Annotated in this window: 13 protein-coding genes; 8 read left to right on the top strand and 5 right to left on the bottom strand. The window is 58.6% G+C overall.

The window, feature by feature from the left end; genetic code table 11:
- Positions 1–195 precede the first annotated feature (195 nt).
- The 4 genes from BMY49_RS13460 to BMY49_RS13445 all read right to left on the bottom strand — a co-directional run bounded on the left by BMY49_RS13460 (position 196) and on the right by BMY49_RS13445 (position 5,136).
- Positions 196–675 (bottom strand): NYN domain-containing protein, encoded by a 480-nt coding sequence (locus BMY49_RS13460; protein ID WP_208596204.1) that lies wholly within the window; start codon positions 673–675, stop codon positions 196–198.
- A gap of 360 nt (positions 676–1,035) precedes the next feature.
- Positions 1,036–3,228 (bottom strand): OsmC domain/YcaO domain-containing protein, encoded by a 2,193-nt coding sequence (locus BMY49_RS13455; RefSeq protein WP_089675801.1) that lies wholly within the window; start codon positions 3,226–3,228, stop codon positions 1,036–1,038.
- Between the two features lie 108 nt (positions 3,229–3,336).
- Positions 3,337–4,221, bottom strand: coding sequence for an alpha/beta fold hydrolase (locus BMY49_RS13450; RefSeq protein WP_089675800.1), 885 nt, complete (start codon positions 4,219–4,221; stop codon positions 3,337–3,339).
- A gap of 30 nt (positions 4,222–4,251) precedes the next feature.
- On the bottom strand, positions 4,252–5,136 hold the full coding sequence (locus tag BMY49_RS13445; protein WP_089675799.1) for a LysR family transcriptional regulator: 885 nt from the start codon (positions 5,134–5,136) through the stop codon (positions 4,252–4,254).
- A gap of 119 nt (positions 5,137–5,255) precedes the next feature.
- On the opposite strand from BMY49_RS13445, the gene BMY49_RS13440 reads away from it, so the two are divergent.
- Both BMY49_RS13440 and BMY49_RS13435 read left to right on the top strand, forming a co-directional pair.
- The gene (locus BMY49_RS13440; RefSeq protein ID WP_089675798.1) at positions 5,256–6,266 is read left to right on the top strand and encodes a zinc-binding alcohol dehydrogenase family protein; all 1,011 of its coding nucleotides are present in this window, start codon (positions 5,256–5,258) and stop codon (positions 6,264–6,266) included.
- Positions 6,267–6,365: 99 nt separating this feature from the next.
- Entirely contained in the window at positions 6,366–6,689 is a 324-nt protein-coding gene (locus BMY49_RS13435) for a helix-turn-helix domain-containing protein (RefSeq protein WP_228219839.1), read from the top strand.
- A gap of 11 nt (positions 6,690–6,700) precedes the next feature.
- On the opposite strand, the gene BMY49_RS13430 is transcribed toward BMY49_RS13435, so the two are convergent.
- Complete coding sequence (locus BMY49_RS13430) at positions 6,701–7,288, bottom strand: TetR/AcrR family transcriptional regulator (RefSeq protein ID WP_074211573.1); 588 nt, start codon at positions 7,286–7,288, stop codon at positions 6,701–6,703.
- A gap of 215 nt (positions 7,289–7,503) precedes the next feature.
- Here BMY49_RS13430 and BMY49_RS13420 point away from each other — a divergent pair, with 215 nt between their 5' ends.
- From BMY49_RS13420 to betT, 6 genes are all read left to right on the top strand, one after another.
- Positions 7,504–8,709 (top strand): efflux RND transporter periplasmic adaptor subunit, encoded by a 1,206-nt coding sequence (locus BMY49_RS13420; protein WP_089675797.1) that lies wholly within the window; start codon positions 7,504–7,506, stop codon positions 8,707–8,709.
- Positions 8,706–11,804, top strand: a complete 3,099-nt coding sequence (locus BMY49_RS13415; protein WP_089675796.1) for an efflux RND transporter permease subunit — start codon at positions 8,706–8,708, stop codon at positions 11,802–11,804. The genes BMY49_RS13420 and BMY49_RS13415 overlap by 4 nt, the downstream gene beginning before the upstream one ends.
- Positions 11,804–13,228, top strand: coding sequence for an ATP-binding protein (locus tag BMY49_RS13410; protein WP_089675795.1), 1,425 nt, complete (start codon positions 11,804–11,806; stop codon positions 13,226–13,228). The genes BMY49_RS13415 and BMY49_RS13410 overlap by 1 nt, the downstream gene beginning before the upstream one ends.
- A gap of 21 nt (positions 13,229–13,249) precedes the next feature.
- Positions 13,250–13,996, top strand: a complete 747-nt coding sequence (locus BMY49_RS13405) for a response regulator (RefSeq protein WP_058577198.1) — start codon at positions 13,250–13,252, stop codon at positions 13,994–13,996.
- Between the two features lie 119 nt (positions 13,997–14,115).
- Positions 14,116–14,529, top strand: a complete 414-nt coding sequence (locus BMY49_RS13400) for a hypothetical protein (protein ID WP_062374071.1) — start codon at positions 14,116–14,118, stop codon at positions 14,527–14,529.
- A gap of 203 nt (positions 14,530–14,732) precedes the next feature.
- Complete coding sequence (gene betT / locus BMY49_RS13395) at positions 14,733–16,772, top strand: choline BCCT transporter BetT (protein ID WP_089675794.1); 2,040 nt, start codon at positions 14,733–14,735, stop codon at positions 16,770–16,772.
- The last annotated feature ends 117 nt before the right edge of the window (positions 16,773–16,889 follow it).

Here is a 16,889-nt window from a genome sequence, read left to right as displayed (position 1 = left end):
TTGCGCGAAGAGTGTTGTACCAAGCCAGGCCTGCCATGAAATTTGGCGCAGCGGTGCAGTTGGTTGCACTCACTGCGCCAATTGCTGCACCAAAGTGCATCACATAAAAACGGTGCGGGCCTTTTAAGGCAACGCACCGTTAGGGGACTTACAAAATTCACTAACTGTTCTTTTAAGACTAAACAAAACTCCTCATCAGTATTGGCGCCTAAGAGGAAGTTCTGGCTTCGGGCAAGTCGTTCTTAGCCCATCAATATGCTCGTGCAATCCTGCGGGAATCGTCTGCCACATTGGATCGAGGATGAAATCGATACCTTCGCGTCTCGCAATTTTTGCAGCAGGTACAAAATCAGCGTCACCAGCCATAAGCACAATTTGATCAACTTGCCCTTTTAACGTCAAAGAAGTGACATCAACTCCTATACGCATATCGACCCCCTTTTGCCGAACATCAACGCGCACATCATTCTCAGTCAAATCATCAAGCGATATTTTATGCTTTAGCAATGCTTTGATTTTTTCAGGTTTAAGTGTCCACTGAGCATCATCCGAAAGATGGCCCAGACGGACTGCTAATTTGCGTTTCCCCAACAAGGCTTGATGCAGCTCTTTACGAAAAAGCGCCTCTGGCGTTTTGGAAAAGTCGATGGCTTTCCCTGAAATAGGGTTATGCATCTTTTTCGATAGGGGCGGGCAGTCGTAGAAAAAATTCTGTACAAATCACGCCGTTGATTCGTTTGACTGTTTCCATGGCGGCTCTTCTCATGCAAGTGACTTACCGCCCACCGAAACAAACAATCAGCTGCTCTTTTTCCATCATACGCATTGGAGGGCTCTATGCGCCTGAAACGCTTAATAAAATAGCCACCATCAATCAATATTGCTGTAGGCATGGCTTTTTTCCTTCTTCAAACAAAAAACGCCCTAGGGGTCGGCTTATCCCGAGATATGTGGGAAAGCTTACTGCCTAAGGCGTGGATAATTTCTAGCTTACGGAGTACTTAATGCCTCGTCAACCCCAATCGCCTCTACAGGTTACATGCGCGCAATACCCGCTTTTGCCGCTCGCGCTGCGTGAAGCTTCTTGTAGCTTTCGATCAGGCGCTGGTGGCGATCCAAGCCCTCTAACTGCATATTGGTGGGCGTGAGGCCGTGGAAGCGTACGCTGCCGTCTACTGAACCCACGACCGCCTCCATAGTCGCTTCGCCGAACATGCGCTTGAAGTTGGGTAAGTAGTCGTCCAGCGCCAATTCGTCGTCCAGCTCAATCTCCAGTACCGCGTTCACCGCCTGGTAGAACAGGCCGCGCTCAACGGTGTTGTCATTGTACTGGAGGAACATCTGCACGCAGTCAAGCGCCTCTTCATGGCGGCCAAGTGCCAGGTAAACCAGCAGTTTCAGCTCCAGAATGGTCAGCTGGCCCCACACGGTGTTCTCGTCGAACTCGATACCAATCAGCGTGATGATATCGGTGTGGTCGTCCATCTGGCTCTCTTCCAGCCGCTCGACCAGATCAGTGAGCTGGTCGTTATCCAGGCGGTGCAGATTGAGAATGTCCTCGCGGTAATCCAGCGCCTTGTTGGTGTTATCCCAAATCAGATCTTCAATGGGGTACACCTCGGAGTAGCCTGGCACCAGAATCCGGCACACCGGCGCGCCCAGGTCTTCGTGGACCGCCATGTACACTTCCGCGCCCAGCTGTTCAAAAATGCCAAACAGCGTATTGGCCTCTTCTTCGTTGCTGCCGGAGAAGTCCCATTCACTGAATTCAAAATCAGGCTTGGCACTAAAGAAACGCCACGACACCACGCCGAAAGAGTCGATAAAGTGTTCTACGAAGTTGTTCGGCTCGGAGACGGTTTGCGAGTTAAATGTCGGCAGCGGCAGGTCGTTAAAGCCTTCAAAGCTGCGCCCTTGAAGCAGCTCGGTCAGGCTGCGCTCCAGCGCCACTTCAAAGCTTGGGTGGGCACCAAAGGAGGCAAACACACCGCCGGTGCGCGGGTTCATTAGCGTCACGCACATGACCGGGAATTGCCCACCCATGGAGGCATCCTTCACCAGCACCGGGAAGCCTTGGGCTTCCAGGGCGTTAATGCCCTCTACAATGTTCGGGTACTTGGCCAACACTTCTTGGGGTACGTCGGGCAGGGTCAGCTCCTGTTCGAGAATCTCCCGCTTCACCGCCCGCTCGAAAATCTCTGAAAGGCACTGCACCTGAGCTTCCACCAGGGTGTTGCCCGCGCTCATACCATTACTGAGGAACAGGTTCTCGATCAGGTTGGAGGGAAAGTAGACCGTTTCTCCGTCGCTTTGGCGCACAAAGGGCAGCGAAACGATGCCCCGGTCTTCACGGCCCGAGTTGGTATCGATCAGGTTCGAGCCACCCAGCTCGCCTTCTGGGTTGTAAATCGCCAGGCAGTGCTCGTCGAGAATGCCTTCCGGCAGCTCGTCATTCGGCCCCGGCTTGAACCACTTCTCATTGGGGTAGTGCACGAATTCGCTGTTCGCGATCTCTTCACCCAAGAATTGATCGTTGTAGAAGAAGTTGCAGCTCAAACGCTCGATGAACTCGCCCAGCGCCGAACAGAGCGCGCTCTCTTTGGTCGCGCCTTTGCCGTTGGTAAAGCACATGGGCGAAGCCGCATCGCGGATATGCAGCGACCACACGTGGGGCACGATATTGCGCCAGGAGGCAATCTCAATCTTCATGCCGAGGTCGGCCAAAATACCGCTCATGTTGGCAATGGTCTGCTCCAGCGGCAGGTCTTTGCCTTCGATGTAGGTGCTGCTCCCCTCCGGCGCGCCCATCAGCAGCGCTTGGGCGTCCTCATCGATGTTCTCGACCACTTCGATCTGGAACTCGGGGCCGGTCTGAACGACCTTCTTCACTGTACAGCGGTCGATGGAGCGCAGGATGCCTTCGCGATCCTTTTCCGAGATATCTTCCGGCAGCTCTACCTGGATTTTGAAGATCTGCTTGTAGCGGTTTTCCGGGTCGACGATGTTGTTTTGCGACAGGCGAATGTTCTCGGTGGGAATATTGCGCGCGTTGCAGTACACCTTGACGAAGTAGGCGGCACACATGGCCGACGACGCCAGGAAGTAGTCAAACGGGCCAGGGGCCGAGCCGTCGCCCTTGTAGCGAATCGGCTGGTCGGAGATGACCGTAAAATCGTCGAACTTGGACTCCAGGCGGAGGTTGTCGAGATAGTTAACTTTGATTTCCATAAGCGGGCGTCCGGAGTAATGAGTGTGCCTGAGCGCCAACGCATCAGGCGAATGGCGGCCATTATCCAGTTTTTTGCCCGCTTCGTCTTGGGCAGTCGCCTGAATCGCTTATTGCGGCTCCAGCAAGAACGGCAGCGACTCCTCTAGCAGCAGGTCAGGAATCTCTTCGGCGATATAGTGCCCGCAAGGCAGCGCCTTGCCCTCTACCTGCGTTGCTACCTTGCGCCACTCGCCCAGGGCATCAAAGCAGGCTTCAATCGCCCCTTGGGCACCCCACATCACGTTGATGGGGCAGGTCAGTTTCACACCCGCATCAATATCCGCTTGATCGTGCTCTAAATCGATAGTCGCGCTGGCGCGGTAGTCACCGCAGATGCCGGTGGCCGTGCCGGGAAGCGCCAGGCAGCGCTCGTACTCCGCCAGCGCTTCTGGGGCGAACGGTGCCATGCCCGCGCTGCGGGCGCCCATCACACTTTTTAAGTACTGAGCGGGATCGGCTTGAATCAGCATTTCTGGCAGCGGCTGAGGGCGAATCAGAAAGAACCAGTGCCAGTAGCTGCGGGCGAACGACTCGGTGGTGCCACGGTACATGGCCAGCGTGGGGGCGATATCTAAAAGCACCATGCGCTCGATGCGTGCTGCGTGGTCTACCCCTAAGCGGTGTGCCACCCGCGCGCCACGGTCGTGGGCCAGCACCTTGAAACGCTCGAACCCCAGCGCGCTCATTAGTTCGGCCATATCGGCGGCCATGGTGCGCTTGGCGTAATTGAAGTGCGCTGCGTCGTCGTCGGGCTTACTGCTGTCGCCGTAGCCGCGCAGGTCGGCGGCAATCACCGTAAAGTGCTGGGCAAGCGTGGCCGCCACTTTGTGCCAAATCATATGGGTCTGCGGGTGGCCGTGAAGCAGCAGTAGCGCCGGGCCGCTGCCGCCCATCCGATAGGCAATATCGACGCCGTTAACGCGGCGTGTCTGTTTTTCAAGCCCTTCAAACATGGCTAGCTCCTCGCGGATAGATGATGCTCTTCATTCGACGACTTCTTGTAACCGTTCGATCAGAAAGTCTTTCAGCGCGACCACCGCGGGAGTGAGCGACAGCCGATGCGGGCAGACGAGATACAGCGGCGCGGGCTCGGTAGGAAACGCAGCCAACAGCGCCACCAAGCGGCCTGCATCGAGGTCTGCCTGAACATCGAGGCGAGATTTATAGGCAATGCCCTCTCCCGCCAGCGCCCAGCGGCGCACACACTCGGCATCGTCGCTCACTCGATTGCCCTGCACGCTGATACGCTCACTGCCGAACTGCCACTGGTTGTGCACCCGCTCACCCAGGTTGAAGCAGAGGCAGTTGTGCTGGCATAGCGCCTCCGGCGTGGCAGGCTCGCCGTGGCGCGCGATATAGCTTGGCGCTGCGCACACTACCCGGTGGTTATCGCTTTTTAGCGGCAGGGCTACCAGGCTGGAATCCTCCGGCACGCCGTAGCGCAGGGCAATCTCCACCGGCTGGCGAAACAGGTCACTCACCCGGTCACTCACCCGAAGCCGCAGGCGCAGCTGCGGATGCCGCGCCATAAAGCGATCCAGCCAGCCCAGCAGCACGTTGCGGCCCAGATCAGACGGCATGGAGAGGCTGAGCTCTCCCGCTATCTCCTGGCGCTCGCGGTGCAGCTCTTTTTCCCCTTCGGCAAGGGCGCTCAATGCCGTTTTCGCGTGCACTAAATAGTGCGCCCCGGCGGGCGTTAGCCGCAAGCTGCGGGTAGAGCGCACCAACAGCCGCGTGCCTAGCGCGTCTTCAAGCCGTTTGATCGCCACGCTAGCCACCGCTGGGGTAATCGCCAGCTCCCGCGCGGCGGCGGAAAGGCTGCCGTGCTCGGCAGCATAGACAAACACGTTTAGGTCATCGGTACGCATGGGTCGATGGCGCCCTTATTTTCAAAAAAAATTGGAAACTGTTAGCTACATTAGCCCTCTTTTTCATAAAACGACACCCAGGCATGATGTCGCCATTCATCATCGCTTGGAGAACGACCATGAAAGCATTCGCGTTTACCAAAAGCCTGCCAATCGACCACCCAGACGCCCTGCACGCCGTCGAGCTACCGCTGCCCACACCCGAGCCCCACGATATTCGCGTCGCGGTGAGCGCGGTTTCCGTTAACCCGGTGGATGCCAAGGTGCGCAAGAGCGCGCTGCCCGAAGGCGGCGAGCCTCGCGTGCTGGGTTACGACGCGGTGGGCGTGGTCGATGCCGTGGGCAGTGCGGTCACTCGCTTTCAGCCGGGTGACCGGGTGTGGTACGCGGGCAGCATCGCACGCCAAGGCTCCAATGCTGAGTACCAGTTGGTCGATGAGCGCATCGCCAGCCTAGCGCCGAAGAGCCTCTCCGACGCCCAGGCCGCCGCCCTGCCGTTAACCGCCATTACCGCCTGGGAACTGCTGTTCGACCGCCTAGAGCTGGGCATGCGCGACACCCAAGGCAAAACCCTATTAGTGGTAGGCGCTGCGGGGGGTGTTGGCTCGATTCTGATTCAGCTCGCCAAGCAGCTCACCGATATCACCGTGATTGGGACAGCCTCTCGCCCGGAAAGCCAAGCCTGGATCACGTCGCTCGGCGCCGATGCGGTGATCGACCACCACCAACCGCTGGATGAAGCGCTCAACGCCGCAGGCTACGAGCAGGTGGATATGGTGGTCAGCCTGAACCAAACCGACCACCACTTCGAGGCGATCATCAATGCTCTAAAACCTCAGGGCAAGCTGGCGCTGATCGATGACCCGGAACTGATCGATGTGCGCAAACTCAAGCTCAAAAGCCTGTCACTGCACTGGGAGCTGATGTTCACGCGGCCGCTGTTTACCACCGAGGACATTGCCAAGCAGCACGACCTATTGAGCGAAGTCGCCGCCATGGTGGATAGCGGCCGTTTAACCACGACGCTGGGCGAAGTGCTCGGCCCTATCAATGCCGATAACCTAACGCGCGCTCACGCGCTGATCGAGAGCAATCGTACTGTGGGTAAGCTGGTGTTAGAGGGCTTCTAACCACGTGCACCGCTTATTTTAAGCAGGTGTGAGGGGCGAGCCGTTGCACTCTTGGGCGCAAGGCGGCACATTAGCCGCCACCGCCCAAGAGTCACGCCTATGCACGATGAATTTGTGGCCAATTTGCGCCTGCTGTGCAGCTACTACCCCTCCATTATTGCCGACGTGTGCCGTCGCCTGCCCATCAACCGGGCGCAGTTCAACCGCCACCTCAGCGGACGCTACTACCCCAGCCATGCCGCGCTCCAGCGTATTTGCCACTTTTTTGGCGTCACGCCGGACGACATTGCCCTGCCCCACCACGATTTTCGGGCGCTGGTACAAACCGGCCAGCTCAATGCCGACACCGCGAGCACCTCTCTGCTCGCCGCCGTGAACAACGACGTGTCTAGCGGTGATTACCACTTCCGCGCTCGCCATTGATGTATCGCCTGCTAGCGTGGCACCAGCACTTGATCGAACAAAATGGCCTCGAAGTGTTCCATAGGGGCCAGAGATTTGAGTGTTTTAGCCCGCAGAATCGCCCCTTCCCATCCGGAGAGAATAAAGCTGGCCAGCGCCTCAGGCGGGATGGCGGCATTGATCGTGCCGTCGGCTTGGGCTTGGCTCAAGCAGGCCACAAAGCGTTTTTCCCAACGCTGAAACACCAAATTCAGGGCATCACGGAAGGTATCACTCTGGCCGGAAAGCTCCTGACCGAGATTACCGATCAAGCAGCCGGTGATGTGATCGCAGTCGAGCATATGGGCGCGCCCGGTGGCAAAGTAGCGGCGCAAACGCTCCAGGGGCGGCAGGGCGGGGTCTTCCAGCAGCGCCGCTAACGACGCATCGTAATCGTCGGCAAAGCGCTCGATGACCGCCAAACCGAAGTCTTCTTTGCTGGAAAAGTAGTGGTAGAACGAGCCTTTGGGGACACCGCAGGTTTTTAATACAGCATTGATACCCGTCGCATTATAGCCCTGCTGGGCAATCAGCTCGGCACCAGAATCAATGAGTTTGTCGCGGGTGGCGGTGTTTTTCATAACGTCATACAGACCAGGGAGTCTATGGCTTTTCACATGAATGATGGCAGCTATTACTTGCTGCGTCAGCGTTTGGTGCAAAAAAGCCCCGTCACGTCGGGTTGCACACTTTTTGCACAAAGCTTACCTAATCGCTGCGTGGCGATCGGTGATGCTAGCATGATACGCGCTCTTTTCTGGAATTTTTGCTCTCAGCCAACGGATAACACCCGTCCATGACCCCCTCTCGCTCTTACGCTTTTTCTCAGCAAGGTCGCATCGGCTTCGGTGCGCTGGCAGCGCTATTGGTGTTTGCCGGTGGTTTAGCCCTCGCTTGGTGGATCGTTAGCCAGCCGCCACGGGTCGAGCGCCGCCCGCCGCCTCCGCCAACGCCGCCCGTGGTCGATGTCATCACCACGGAACAGCAGGTGCAGTCACCCACGCTGAACGGCTTTGGCCGCGTTGAGGCAGAAAAATCCACCGAGCTTGCCAGCCGCGTAGCGGGCCAGCTAGAGCGCTTTGGTGATGGCGTGCTGCCTGGGCGAGTCGTGGAGCAAGGGGAGCCTGTGGCCCACATCGACCAAGCCGACCTGCGCTTAACGCTAGAAGACGCCGAAGCCCAGTTGGCGAATGCCCAGGCGCAGCTCGCCTTAGAGCAGGCCGAGCAGCAGCGCGCGCGCAGCGAGTACGAATCCTTTGGCCGCCAGCTCAGCGCCGAACGCCGCGCGCTGGTGCTGCGTGAACCACAGCTCCGTCAGGCCCAGGCTCAACTGACCCAAGCCCGCGTGGTGCGTGACCAAGCGGCGCTCAACCTAGAGCGTGCGACCTTAACCGCCCCGTGGCGCGCCATGGTGCAAGAGCGTTTGGTGGGCGCTGGCAGCCTGCTGAGCCAAGGCACCGCCGTGGTGAGTTTGGTCGGCGTCGAGCAGTTCTGGGTGCGCGCCTCGCTGCCGGGCGAAACGCTGGATTGGCTCTCGCCGGGGGGGAGCGTCACGCTGACCAGCCAAGGCTGGCCAGAAGGTGCCTCTCGGGAAGGCACCTTGCTCTCTATTCTGCCCAACCTCGAAGAGAACGGCCTGCAGGCCCAGCTGTTGATTGCCGTGGATGATCCGCTGGCGCTCAACCAGGACGGCCCCGCCCTGCGCTTGGGAGATGTGCTGCGCGTGGCGTTTCATACCACCGCCGAAGAGCCCTTGATTGCGCTGCCCTCAGCCGCACTACGCCCCGGCGAGCAGGTGTGGTGGGTGGATGACGAGAATCGCCTGCAGAGTACCCAGGTCACACTCGCCTATCGCGGCCAGGAAGAAGTGCTGATACGCAGCGGCCTGGAGCCCGGTCAGCGGGTAGTGACAGCCGGGCTGGCCCAACCCCGAGAGGGCCAGGAAGTGCGGATTCGCCAGCGTGGCGATACCCCCGCTCAGGATGAGGGAGCGGCTCAATGATGCGTAAAGGCCCGCTGGCGTGGATGGTCGATCACGGCGTCGCCCCCAACCTGATGATGGTACTGTTTATCGTCGGCGGGTTAATGGCCTCGCTGGCGATCAAAAAAGAGGTGTTTCCCGAATTCGAGACGGAAATCGTCCAGGTCACCATCAGCTATCCGGGCGCTACGCCAGAGGACGTCGAGCAGAGCCTGCTGCTGCCGGTCGAGGCCGCGATTGCCGATGTGGAAGGCATCGATGAACTGACCGCCAGCGCCAGCGAAGGCAGCGGGGTGGTCAGCGCCACGCTGATTGATGGCGTGGACGTGATGCGGGCGTATCAGGATATTCAGCAATCCGTGAACGCCATCACCACCCTGCCCGCCGCCGCCGACCCGCCCCGCTTCACCCTGGCAGGCCGCTCGCGCAGCGTGGTCAGCCTTCAGGTGTATGGCAACGTGGGCTTGGCCGCGCTTCACGATGCGGCCGAGAACGTACGCGCCGAGCTGCAGGCCACCAGCGGTATTTCCCGCGCCGAGCTTTCCGGCAACCGCGAACGGGAAATCCAGGTTCATTTGGATGACGAGGCCATCGAGCGCTACGGGTTGGATCATCAGCAGTTGGCGAGCCGCATCGCCGAGGAAGCGCTGGACCTTGCCAGCGGCCAGCTCACAACCGACGCGGGTGAGTGGCTGATTCGCTACCAGGGGCGGCGCAACAGCGCCGAGGAGTTTGCCGAACTGCCTATCTTAACCACAGCCCAGGGTGCGCCCGTTATGCTCGGCGATATCGCCAGAGTGAGCGAAGGCTTTGCCGAAACCGACCGGGAGGAGTTTTACAACGGTCAGCCAGGGCTATCGGTAGATGTGTATCAAATCGGCGACCAAACGCCCACGAGTATTTCTAATGCGGTTTACGGTGAGTTAGAGCGGCTGCAAGCCAACCTGCCCGATGGCGTCAGCCTGGACGTTTCACGGGATAGCTCGGAAGTTTACGAAGACCGCCTCAGCCTGCTGCTGAAAAACGCCTGGATGGGGCTAGCGCTGGTACTGATTTTGATGGCGCTGTTTTTAGAGGCGCGGCTGGCCTTTTGGGTTACGCTAGGCATTCCCACGGCGTTTTTAGGGGCCATGCTGTTTCTACCCTGGGTCGGCGTGTCGCTCAATATGATGTCGATGTTCGCCTTTATCATCGCCCTCGGCATCGTGGTGGATGACGCCATCATGGTGGGCGAAAACATCTACAGTTACCGAGAGCAGGGCTACTCGCTGCGAGATGCGGCGGTTAAAGGCGCTCAAGAAATTGCCACTCCGCTGACCTTTGCCATCCTCTCCAATATCGTCGCGTTTCTACCGCTCTTGTTCCTGCCGGGATTTCTGGGGCTGATTTTTGCCACCGTGCCGGTGGTGGTGATTACCGTGTTTATTATCTCGCTAGTGGAAGCGCTGTTTATTCTGCCCGCCCACTTGGCCCACGCCAGCAAGCCCCGCCAAACGCCCGCGTGGCAGCGGCCCATCGAAGCGGTGCGACTCAGTATGCAGCGCGGTTTGCATCACTTCACCTATCAACAGTTTGAGCCTCTGTTACAGCGCGCGCTCAATCAGCGCCTGCTCACGGTCTCTATTGGCGTCGCCATTCTCTGCGTGACCATGGCCTGGGCGATGAGCGGGCGGTTAGGTTTTTCTCTGATGCCTCGGGTCGAGTCTGATCAGGTGCAAGCCACCGTCACCTTGCCGATTGGCAGCCATATCAGTGTAAGTCGCGAGCTAAGCCAACAGCTCCTCGATGCCGCCGCACAGCTCAGCGAGCAGGAAGAGACGCTCACCTTCAACAGCACCCGCAGTAGCCTAGATGGTGAAAGCCTGGAAGTGCGTTTGGATATCGCGCCGGAAAGCCTGGATGCCTGGCCTCCTTCTCGCATTGCCCAGGAGTGGCGGGATCTCACTGGGGATCTGTTAGGCGCGCAGTCAGTGCGCTTTGAATCTGACTTTGGCGGCCCCGGTAGCGGGGCGGCGCTGAGCCTGCGACTCTCCCACCCCAATACCCAAGTACTAGAAGACGCCGCCGCAGGTTTGGCAGAACGGTTGACAGAGTATGGCTTAACCGATATCGACAGCGGCCTGGGCGATGGCAAGCCACAGCTAGAGATGCGTCTCTCCGCCGAAGGTCGTTCACTCGGGCTAACCGGCAGCGACCTCGCCCAGGCGCTGCGCGGCCCGCTGCAAGGAGCCACGGCGGTGGAGCAGTTCATCGGCCGCCAGGAGGTGAGCGTGGAAGTGCGCTTGCCAGAGCAGTCGCGCAACAGCCTTAGCGAGCTGTACCGCCTACCGGTCAGAACCCCCGACGGGATGAGCGTGCCGCTCTCTAGAGTCGCGGATATCACTCTGAGCCAAGCCTCTAGCAGCCTGCAGCGTATCGATGGGCGGCGGATTATCACCGTCACTGCCGATTCAGAGGGCGACCAAGCGATTAACCAAGTGCTCGCCACCCTTCAAGAAGAGGTCTTTCCCACGCTCAGCAACACCTGGCCAGGGCTTGAAGTGAGCATGGGCGGCCGCCAACAGGATACCGCCGACAACCTCGCCACCCTGCGTAACGCCATGTGGCTGATGTTAGCCGCCCTCTATGCGCTGCTCGCTATTCCGTTCAGAAGCTACCTACAGCCGCTGTTGGTGATGGCCGCAATTCCGTTTGGTATCGTCGGTGCCGTGGGCGGGCATATGCTGATGGGCTTTGGGCTGTCGATCATCAGCCTATTAGGTATGCTAGCGCTCTCCGGCGTGGTGATTAACGATGCGTTGGTGTTGATCGACTACGCTAACCGTAAGCGACGGGAAGGCATGGCGCCTCGCGAAGCGATTGTGGCCGCCGCCACCCGACGCTTGCGGCCGATTATGATGACCACGCTGACCACATTCCTGGGGCTTGCGCCGATGATTCTGGAAACCTCACGCCAGGCACGCTTTATGATCCCCATGGCGATTTCGCTAGGCTTTGGCATGCTCTTCGCCACCCTGATTCTGCTGCTGGTAGTGCCCTGCCTCTATTTAGGGCTGGAAAACCTACGTGAACGGTTAAGCGCCCCGCGCCAGCCTAGCCAGCAGGGCATAAACTAATGAGTAGATGGACCCGACTGCGTCAGTGGCGGCCCTCACGGCTGGGGCTAAAGCTGTTTGTGGCAATTTTAAGCGTTAACGTGGCCATCGCGGCGAGCGTGTTTCTGGCGGTCTCTTACAGCATCGACCGCGGCTTTCTTGAGTATCTCAATCAAGCCCAGGAGCGGCGGGCCACGCTGCTTGCCGATGGGTTGATTACCCGCTGGGAAACCCAGGGCGACTGGGCTTGGTTAGAAGCGTCGCCTGGTCGCTGGCCCTATATTGTGCGCTTTGAACTCGGTCAGGAGCATCGTGACCGTCCATCGCCTCTCGGCGAAGCTGAGGATTTTGCTCTGCGCGATAGCAAAGGGGGTTATGTTGTACCACCTGCGGATGCACCGCGTGGCTCAATGGGCTGGCGCTGGCTAACGCTGTATAGCGATATGACCCCAAGCGGCCAGCGAGAAGCGATTGGCGCGCTGGGTTTTCGCCCGCCGCAGGAGATGATGGAGCGCATGGAGAGCCGCTTTCTGGAGCGCCAGCAGCGTAACCTAGTGCTAATCGTGATCTCGCTAGGGCTGGCCTCGCTGCTGCTGGCAGGCGGGCTCTCCTGGTGGCTGGGTCGGCGCACCCGCGCCCTGGCCGGGGCTACGCTGCGCTTAACCGAAGGCGACTACCACACCCGCCTGCCAGAGCGTGGTAAAGACGAGCTTTCCCGCCTTGCCCGAGATTTCAACGTGCTGGCCGCCACGCTTGAAGCCAGCCGTGAAGCCCGCGCCCGCTGGGTCTCGGACACCGCCCATGAGCTGCGCACCCCACTGGCCGTGCTGCGGGGTGAAATTGAAGCCATGCAGGACGGCATCCGCCCGCTGAACCAGGAAAACTTAAGTTCGCTGGCTCAGGAAGTGGCTCAGCTAGAGCGCTTAGTAGCCGATTTACGCCTGCTCTCCCAAAGCGATGCGGGCGCGCTGGATATCCAGCTTGCCCCCATGAATCTCAGCGAAAGCCTGGAAAGCCGCCTGAACGACGCCGACCGCTGGCTGGAAGAGAGCGGCCTGACCCTCACCACGGCCCTGGCCGATGATGTGATGATTCGTGGCGATGCCCAACGGCTGCGCCAGCTGTGGAGCAACCTGCTGGATAATAGCTGTGCCTACACCCAGCCGCCTGGCAAGCTGAGTGTTTCCCTTATCTGCGAACGGGGCGACGCGGTGATTACCTGGCAAGATAGTGCCCCCGGAGTTCCTGAAGAGGAGCTGTCACGTTTAACCGAGCGGCTCTACCGGGTGGAGGGTTCGCGCAACCGCGCCAGCGGTGGCAGCGGCCTGGGGCTTTCTATTGCCAGCGCGCTGGTAACGGCTCATGGCGGCACGCTCACACCCAGCGCCTCGGCGCTGGGTGGCTTAACTTGGACCCTACGGTTGCCACTGTTAACCGCCTCTTAAACGACCATAAGCGAGCTGACTATGTCTCAGAGTGATTCACATCCCGACGCATTACCTCAAGATGGTTTACCCCAAGACGCTTCCCTGCTGATCGTTGAGGATGAGCCCAAAATCGCCCGCCTCATGGCCGATTACTTACAAAGCAATCATTTTGCGCCCAGCATTATCAGCCACGGCAATGAGGTGATCCCCTGGCTCACTCAGCATTCGCCTGAACTGGTGCTGCTGGATGTTATGCTACCGGGCAAAGATGGCCTGACGCTGTGCCGGGAAATCCGTGAACAGTGGCCCAAGCTCCCCATTATCATGGTCACCGCCAAGGTAGAAGAGGTAGACCGGCTGCTGGGGCTAGAGTTAGGCGCAGATGATTACATCTGCAAACCTTTCAGCCCTCGTGAAGTAGTGGCACGTGTTAAGGCCGTGCTACGCCGCAGTCATGCCGCTGCACAGGCAGCACCCACCACCACCGCCCCCAAAGCGCCCATCACGCTAGATGAAGAGGGCTGGCAGGCACTGGCCGACGGCCAAGATTTAGGCTTAACAGCGGTCGAGTTTCAGTTGCTGCGTGTGATGATGCAGTCTCCAGGACGCATCTTCAGCCGCGAGCAGTTGATGGATCATATGTACCGTGATAACCGAATCGTTTCCGAGCGCACGGTGGATAGCCATATTAAGAAGCTGCGTAAAAAGATCACGGAAGCCCTCCCCGACCAAGAAATTATTCGCTCGGTTTACGGAGTGGGTTATAAGTATCAGCCGGAAGGATGAACCACTACTGCTATTGAGAAGGTCATGGTTGTTGCACACTTTGTGCAAACGATTTACACCAAGCCCGTTAATACTGACATCGTCAAATTACCATGTATTCATTAGAAACGAGGTATGCCATGAAGATGTCACTACGTCAGCTATTTGCTCCTGCCCTGCTCGCCGTTGCCCTTACACCGCTGGCCTTTACCGCCCAGGCAGACAACCATGAAGGCCGTGGCATGGACCGGGAAGCGATGATGGAGCGCATGGAAGAGCGTCGCCAAGAAGTCTATCAACGCGCAGAACTGAGCGAAGAGCAGCAAACGGCGCTTAATGAAGCACACGCTGAGCACCGCGAAGCCATGCTTGCCCTGCGTGAAGAGCATCAAGCCCGTGTCGCTGAGATTTTATCGGAAGAAGAGCAGCAGGCACTGCGTGACGCTATGCACGAGATGCATGCTGAGCACCGCCACGAACGTGGACACGGTAAGCGCGACCATCACGGTGACTCGGCCCAGGAAATGGATGCCGAGGAAACGGCTACCGAGTAAGCGTTTATTTAGCGTCAAACCCACCCTACACGCCCAGCCTAGCTGGGCGTGTTTGTTTCTATACGCCTGTTGGCGTCTTTTTTACCGCCCTGATGCGTTAGCCGTTGGCTTGAAGTGAATGCCTAAACCGCGTATTTTATTTGAACGTTCATTCAAAAATAACGTATCACTCATCTTTGTCTTAACAACAGGAGTCCGCCTCCATGGCGAAAGACAACCCCGTTCTCCCCTCACGAGACCGCCTAAACCCCGTGGTTTTCCACGGCAGCGTCGCGGGGATTCTCGTGTTTCTTATCGTGACGATGCTGTTCACCGAACAAGCAGGTGCCTTTTTTGATGCGGGCCTTGCCTGGGTAAGCAAAACGTTTGGCTGGTACTACATGCTAGCGATCGTGGCCTACCTCGTGTTTGTGGTGTTCATCGGTATGTCGCGCTTTGGCAGTATTCGGCTTGGGCCCGACCACTCCCGCCCTGAGTTTTCGTTGCTGTCGTGGTCAGCCATGCTGTTTGCTGCTGGCATTGGTATTGACCTGTTGTTTTTCAGCGTAGCCGAGCCGGTTGCCCACTACTTGGCACCGCCCGACTTAACTCCTGAAAGCCAAGAGGCCATGCGCAACGCCGTCGTGCAAACCTATCTGCACTGGGGCCTTTCCGGTTGGGGACTGTACGTGCTGACGGGCATGGCGCTGGCTTATTTCAGCTACCGCCATCGCTTGCCGCTGGCTATTCGTAGCGCGCTTTACCCACTGCTGGGCAAGCGCATTCACGGCCCGATTGGTAACGCGGTCGATATTACGGCGGTGATTTCTACCGTGTTCGGTATCGCCACCAGTCTCGGTATTGGGGTGATTCAGCTTAACTACGGCTTGAACTATATGTTCGACGTGCCGGAAACCCTGACGGTCCAGGTAGTTCTGATTGCGCTGGTAGTTGTTCTAGCAACCATTTCGGTGGTGACTGGCGTTGAGAAAGGTATCCGTCGCCTCTCCGAGTTCAACATGCTGCTGGCCCTGGCGCTGATGCTGTTTGTGCTGTTCTCTGGCGATACTCTTGTACTGCTGGATAAAGTGGTCAACAACGCAGGCGACTACCTCTCAGGCTTCGTTGCTGCCAGCTTCGATACTTACGCCTTTGCCGATGAAGGTGCCCAGGAGTGGAAGATGTGGTGGACCATCTTCTTCTGGGGCTGGTGGATCGCCTGGACGCCTTTCGTCGGGCTGTTTCTGGCGCGCATCTCGCGCGGCCGTACCATTCGCCAATTCGTGGCTGGCGCTCTGTTCATTCCGCTCTCGTTCATGATGGTATGGATGTCCATTTTCGGTAATAGCGGTATCGAGCTGGTGGCCAATCAGGGCGTTGTCGAACTGGGTGAGCAGGCGCTGAACTCGCCGCAAACCACGCTGTATACGCTGCTTGAGTACTACCCCTATGTGGGCATTACCGCCGCCGTCGTGACCGTTCTGGGTATCGTGTTCTTCATTACCTCAGCGGACTCTGGCGCGCTGGTACTGGCTAATTTCACCTCGATTTTAAGCGACGTGAACCACGATGCGCCGGTGAGGCTGCGTATCTTCTGGTCGGCAGTGATTGGCCTGATTACCGTGGCCTTGCTGATGGCGGGTGGCTTAAACGCGCTACAAAGCGCAGTCGTGATTACGGCGCTGCCCTTCTCGGTGGTGATCTTCGCCATTATGGTGGGCACCTATAAAGCGCTGAAGCTGGAAGGCAGCAAAGCCGACGCTCGCCGTATGATTGCAGGCGGTGCCCCCGGCGGCGACTGGCGTGAGCGTTTGGACCGCGCGCTGGATACCTCTAACCGCGCAGGTGCCGCCGCGACCATTGAGCACTCGATTCGCCCCGCGATGACCCAGTTTGCCCAAGAGCTTGAGAGCCGTGGCCAAACCGCTAACGTCACTGAAGAGCAGGTTGAGGGTGAATCCCTACCCAACCTAATGCTGCAGGTCGACTTTGGCGACGCCACCAGCTTTGTCTATCAGGTATGCCCGCATCGTATGCGTACACCGAACTTCATTCCCGCGGACGATGATTTCTACGTGCGTTTAGATGTGTACCTTGCCGAAGGTGGCCAGGATAAAGACCTCAACGGCTACACCCGTGGTCAGGTGATCGGTGATCTCGTGGCAGAGTACGAGCGCCACCTACAATTCCTTGCTCTGGCGGGTGGTCATGCGCAGGCAATGCCTGGCACCATCGGCGAACCGCCTGAAGATGCGCAGATGTAAGTAGCGCTTTACGTACAACGCGTAAATCGGGTAGGGGCCGGGGTCACCCCCGGCGCCCTCCCACACCACCGGGCATACGGTTCCGTACCACGGCGGTTCATGAAGAACGACTAAGCC

This window comes from Vreelandella aquamarina (assembly GCF_900110265.1).
GTDB classification, from domain to species: Bacteria; Pseudomonadota; Gammaproteobacteria; order Pseudomonadales; family Halomonadaceae; genus Vreelandella; species Vreelandella aquamarina.
Note: the sequence above shows the minus strand (reverse complement) of the source record. Positions and strands in the feature narration are given on the sequence as shown.

Bases quoted from the DNA above. Each gene is read 5' to 3' on its own strand.
- BMY49_RS13460 (WP_208596204.1), bottom strand. From the start codon at position 675: ATGCATAACCCTATTTCAGGGAAAGCCATCGACTTTTCCAAAACGCCA.
- BMY49_RS13455 (WP_089675801.1), bottom strand. From the start codon at position 3,228: ATGGAAATCAAAGTTAACTATCTCGACAACCTCCGCCTGGAGTCCAAG.
- BMY49_RS13450 (WP_089675800.1), bottom strand. From the start codon at position 4,221: ATGTTTGAAGGGCTTGAAAAACAGACACGCCGCGTTAACGGCGTCGAT.
- BMY49_RS13445 (WP_089675799.1), bottom strand. From the start codon at position 5,136: ATGCGTACCGATGACCTAAACGTGTTTGTCTATGCTGCCGAGCACGGC.
- BMY49_RS13440 (WP_089675798.1), top strand. From the start codon at position 5,256: ATGAAAGCATTCGCGTTTACCAAAAGCCTGCCAATCGACCACCCAGAC.
- BMY49_RS13435 (WP_228219839.1), top strand. From the start codon at position 6,366: ATGCACGATGAATTTGTGGCCAATTTGCGCCTGCTGTGCAGCTACTAC.
- BMY49_RS13430 (WP_074211573.1), bottom strand. From the start codon at position 7,288: ATGAAAAACACCGCCACCCGCGACAAACTCATTGATTCTGGTGCCGAG.
- BMY49_RS13420 (WP_089675797.1), top strand. From the start codon at position 7,504: ATGACCCCCTCTCGCTCTTACGCTTTTTCTCAGCAAGGTCGCATCGGC.
- BMY49_RS13415 (WP_089675796.1), top strand. From the start codon at position 8,706: ATGATGCGTAAAGGCCCGCTGGCGTGGATGGTCGATCACGGCGTCGCC.
- BMY49_RS13410 (WP_089675795.1), top strand. From the start codon at position 11,804: ATGAGTAGATGGACCCGACTGCGTCAGTGGCGGCCCTCACGGCTGGGG.
- BMY49_RS13405 (WP_058577198.1), top strand. From the start codon at position 13,250: ATGTCTCAGAGTGATTCACATCCCGACGCATTACCTCAAGATGGTTTA.
- BMY49_RS13400 (WP_062374071.1), top strand. From the start codon at position 14,116: ATGAAGATGTCACTACGTCAGCTATTTGCTCCTGCCCTGCTCGCCGTT.
- betT (WP_089675794.1), top strand. From the start codon at position 14,733: ATGGCGAAAGACAACCCCGTTCTCCCCTCACGAGACCGCCTAAACCCC.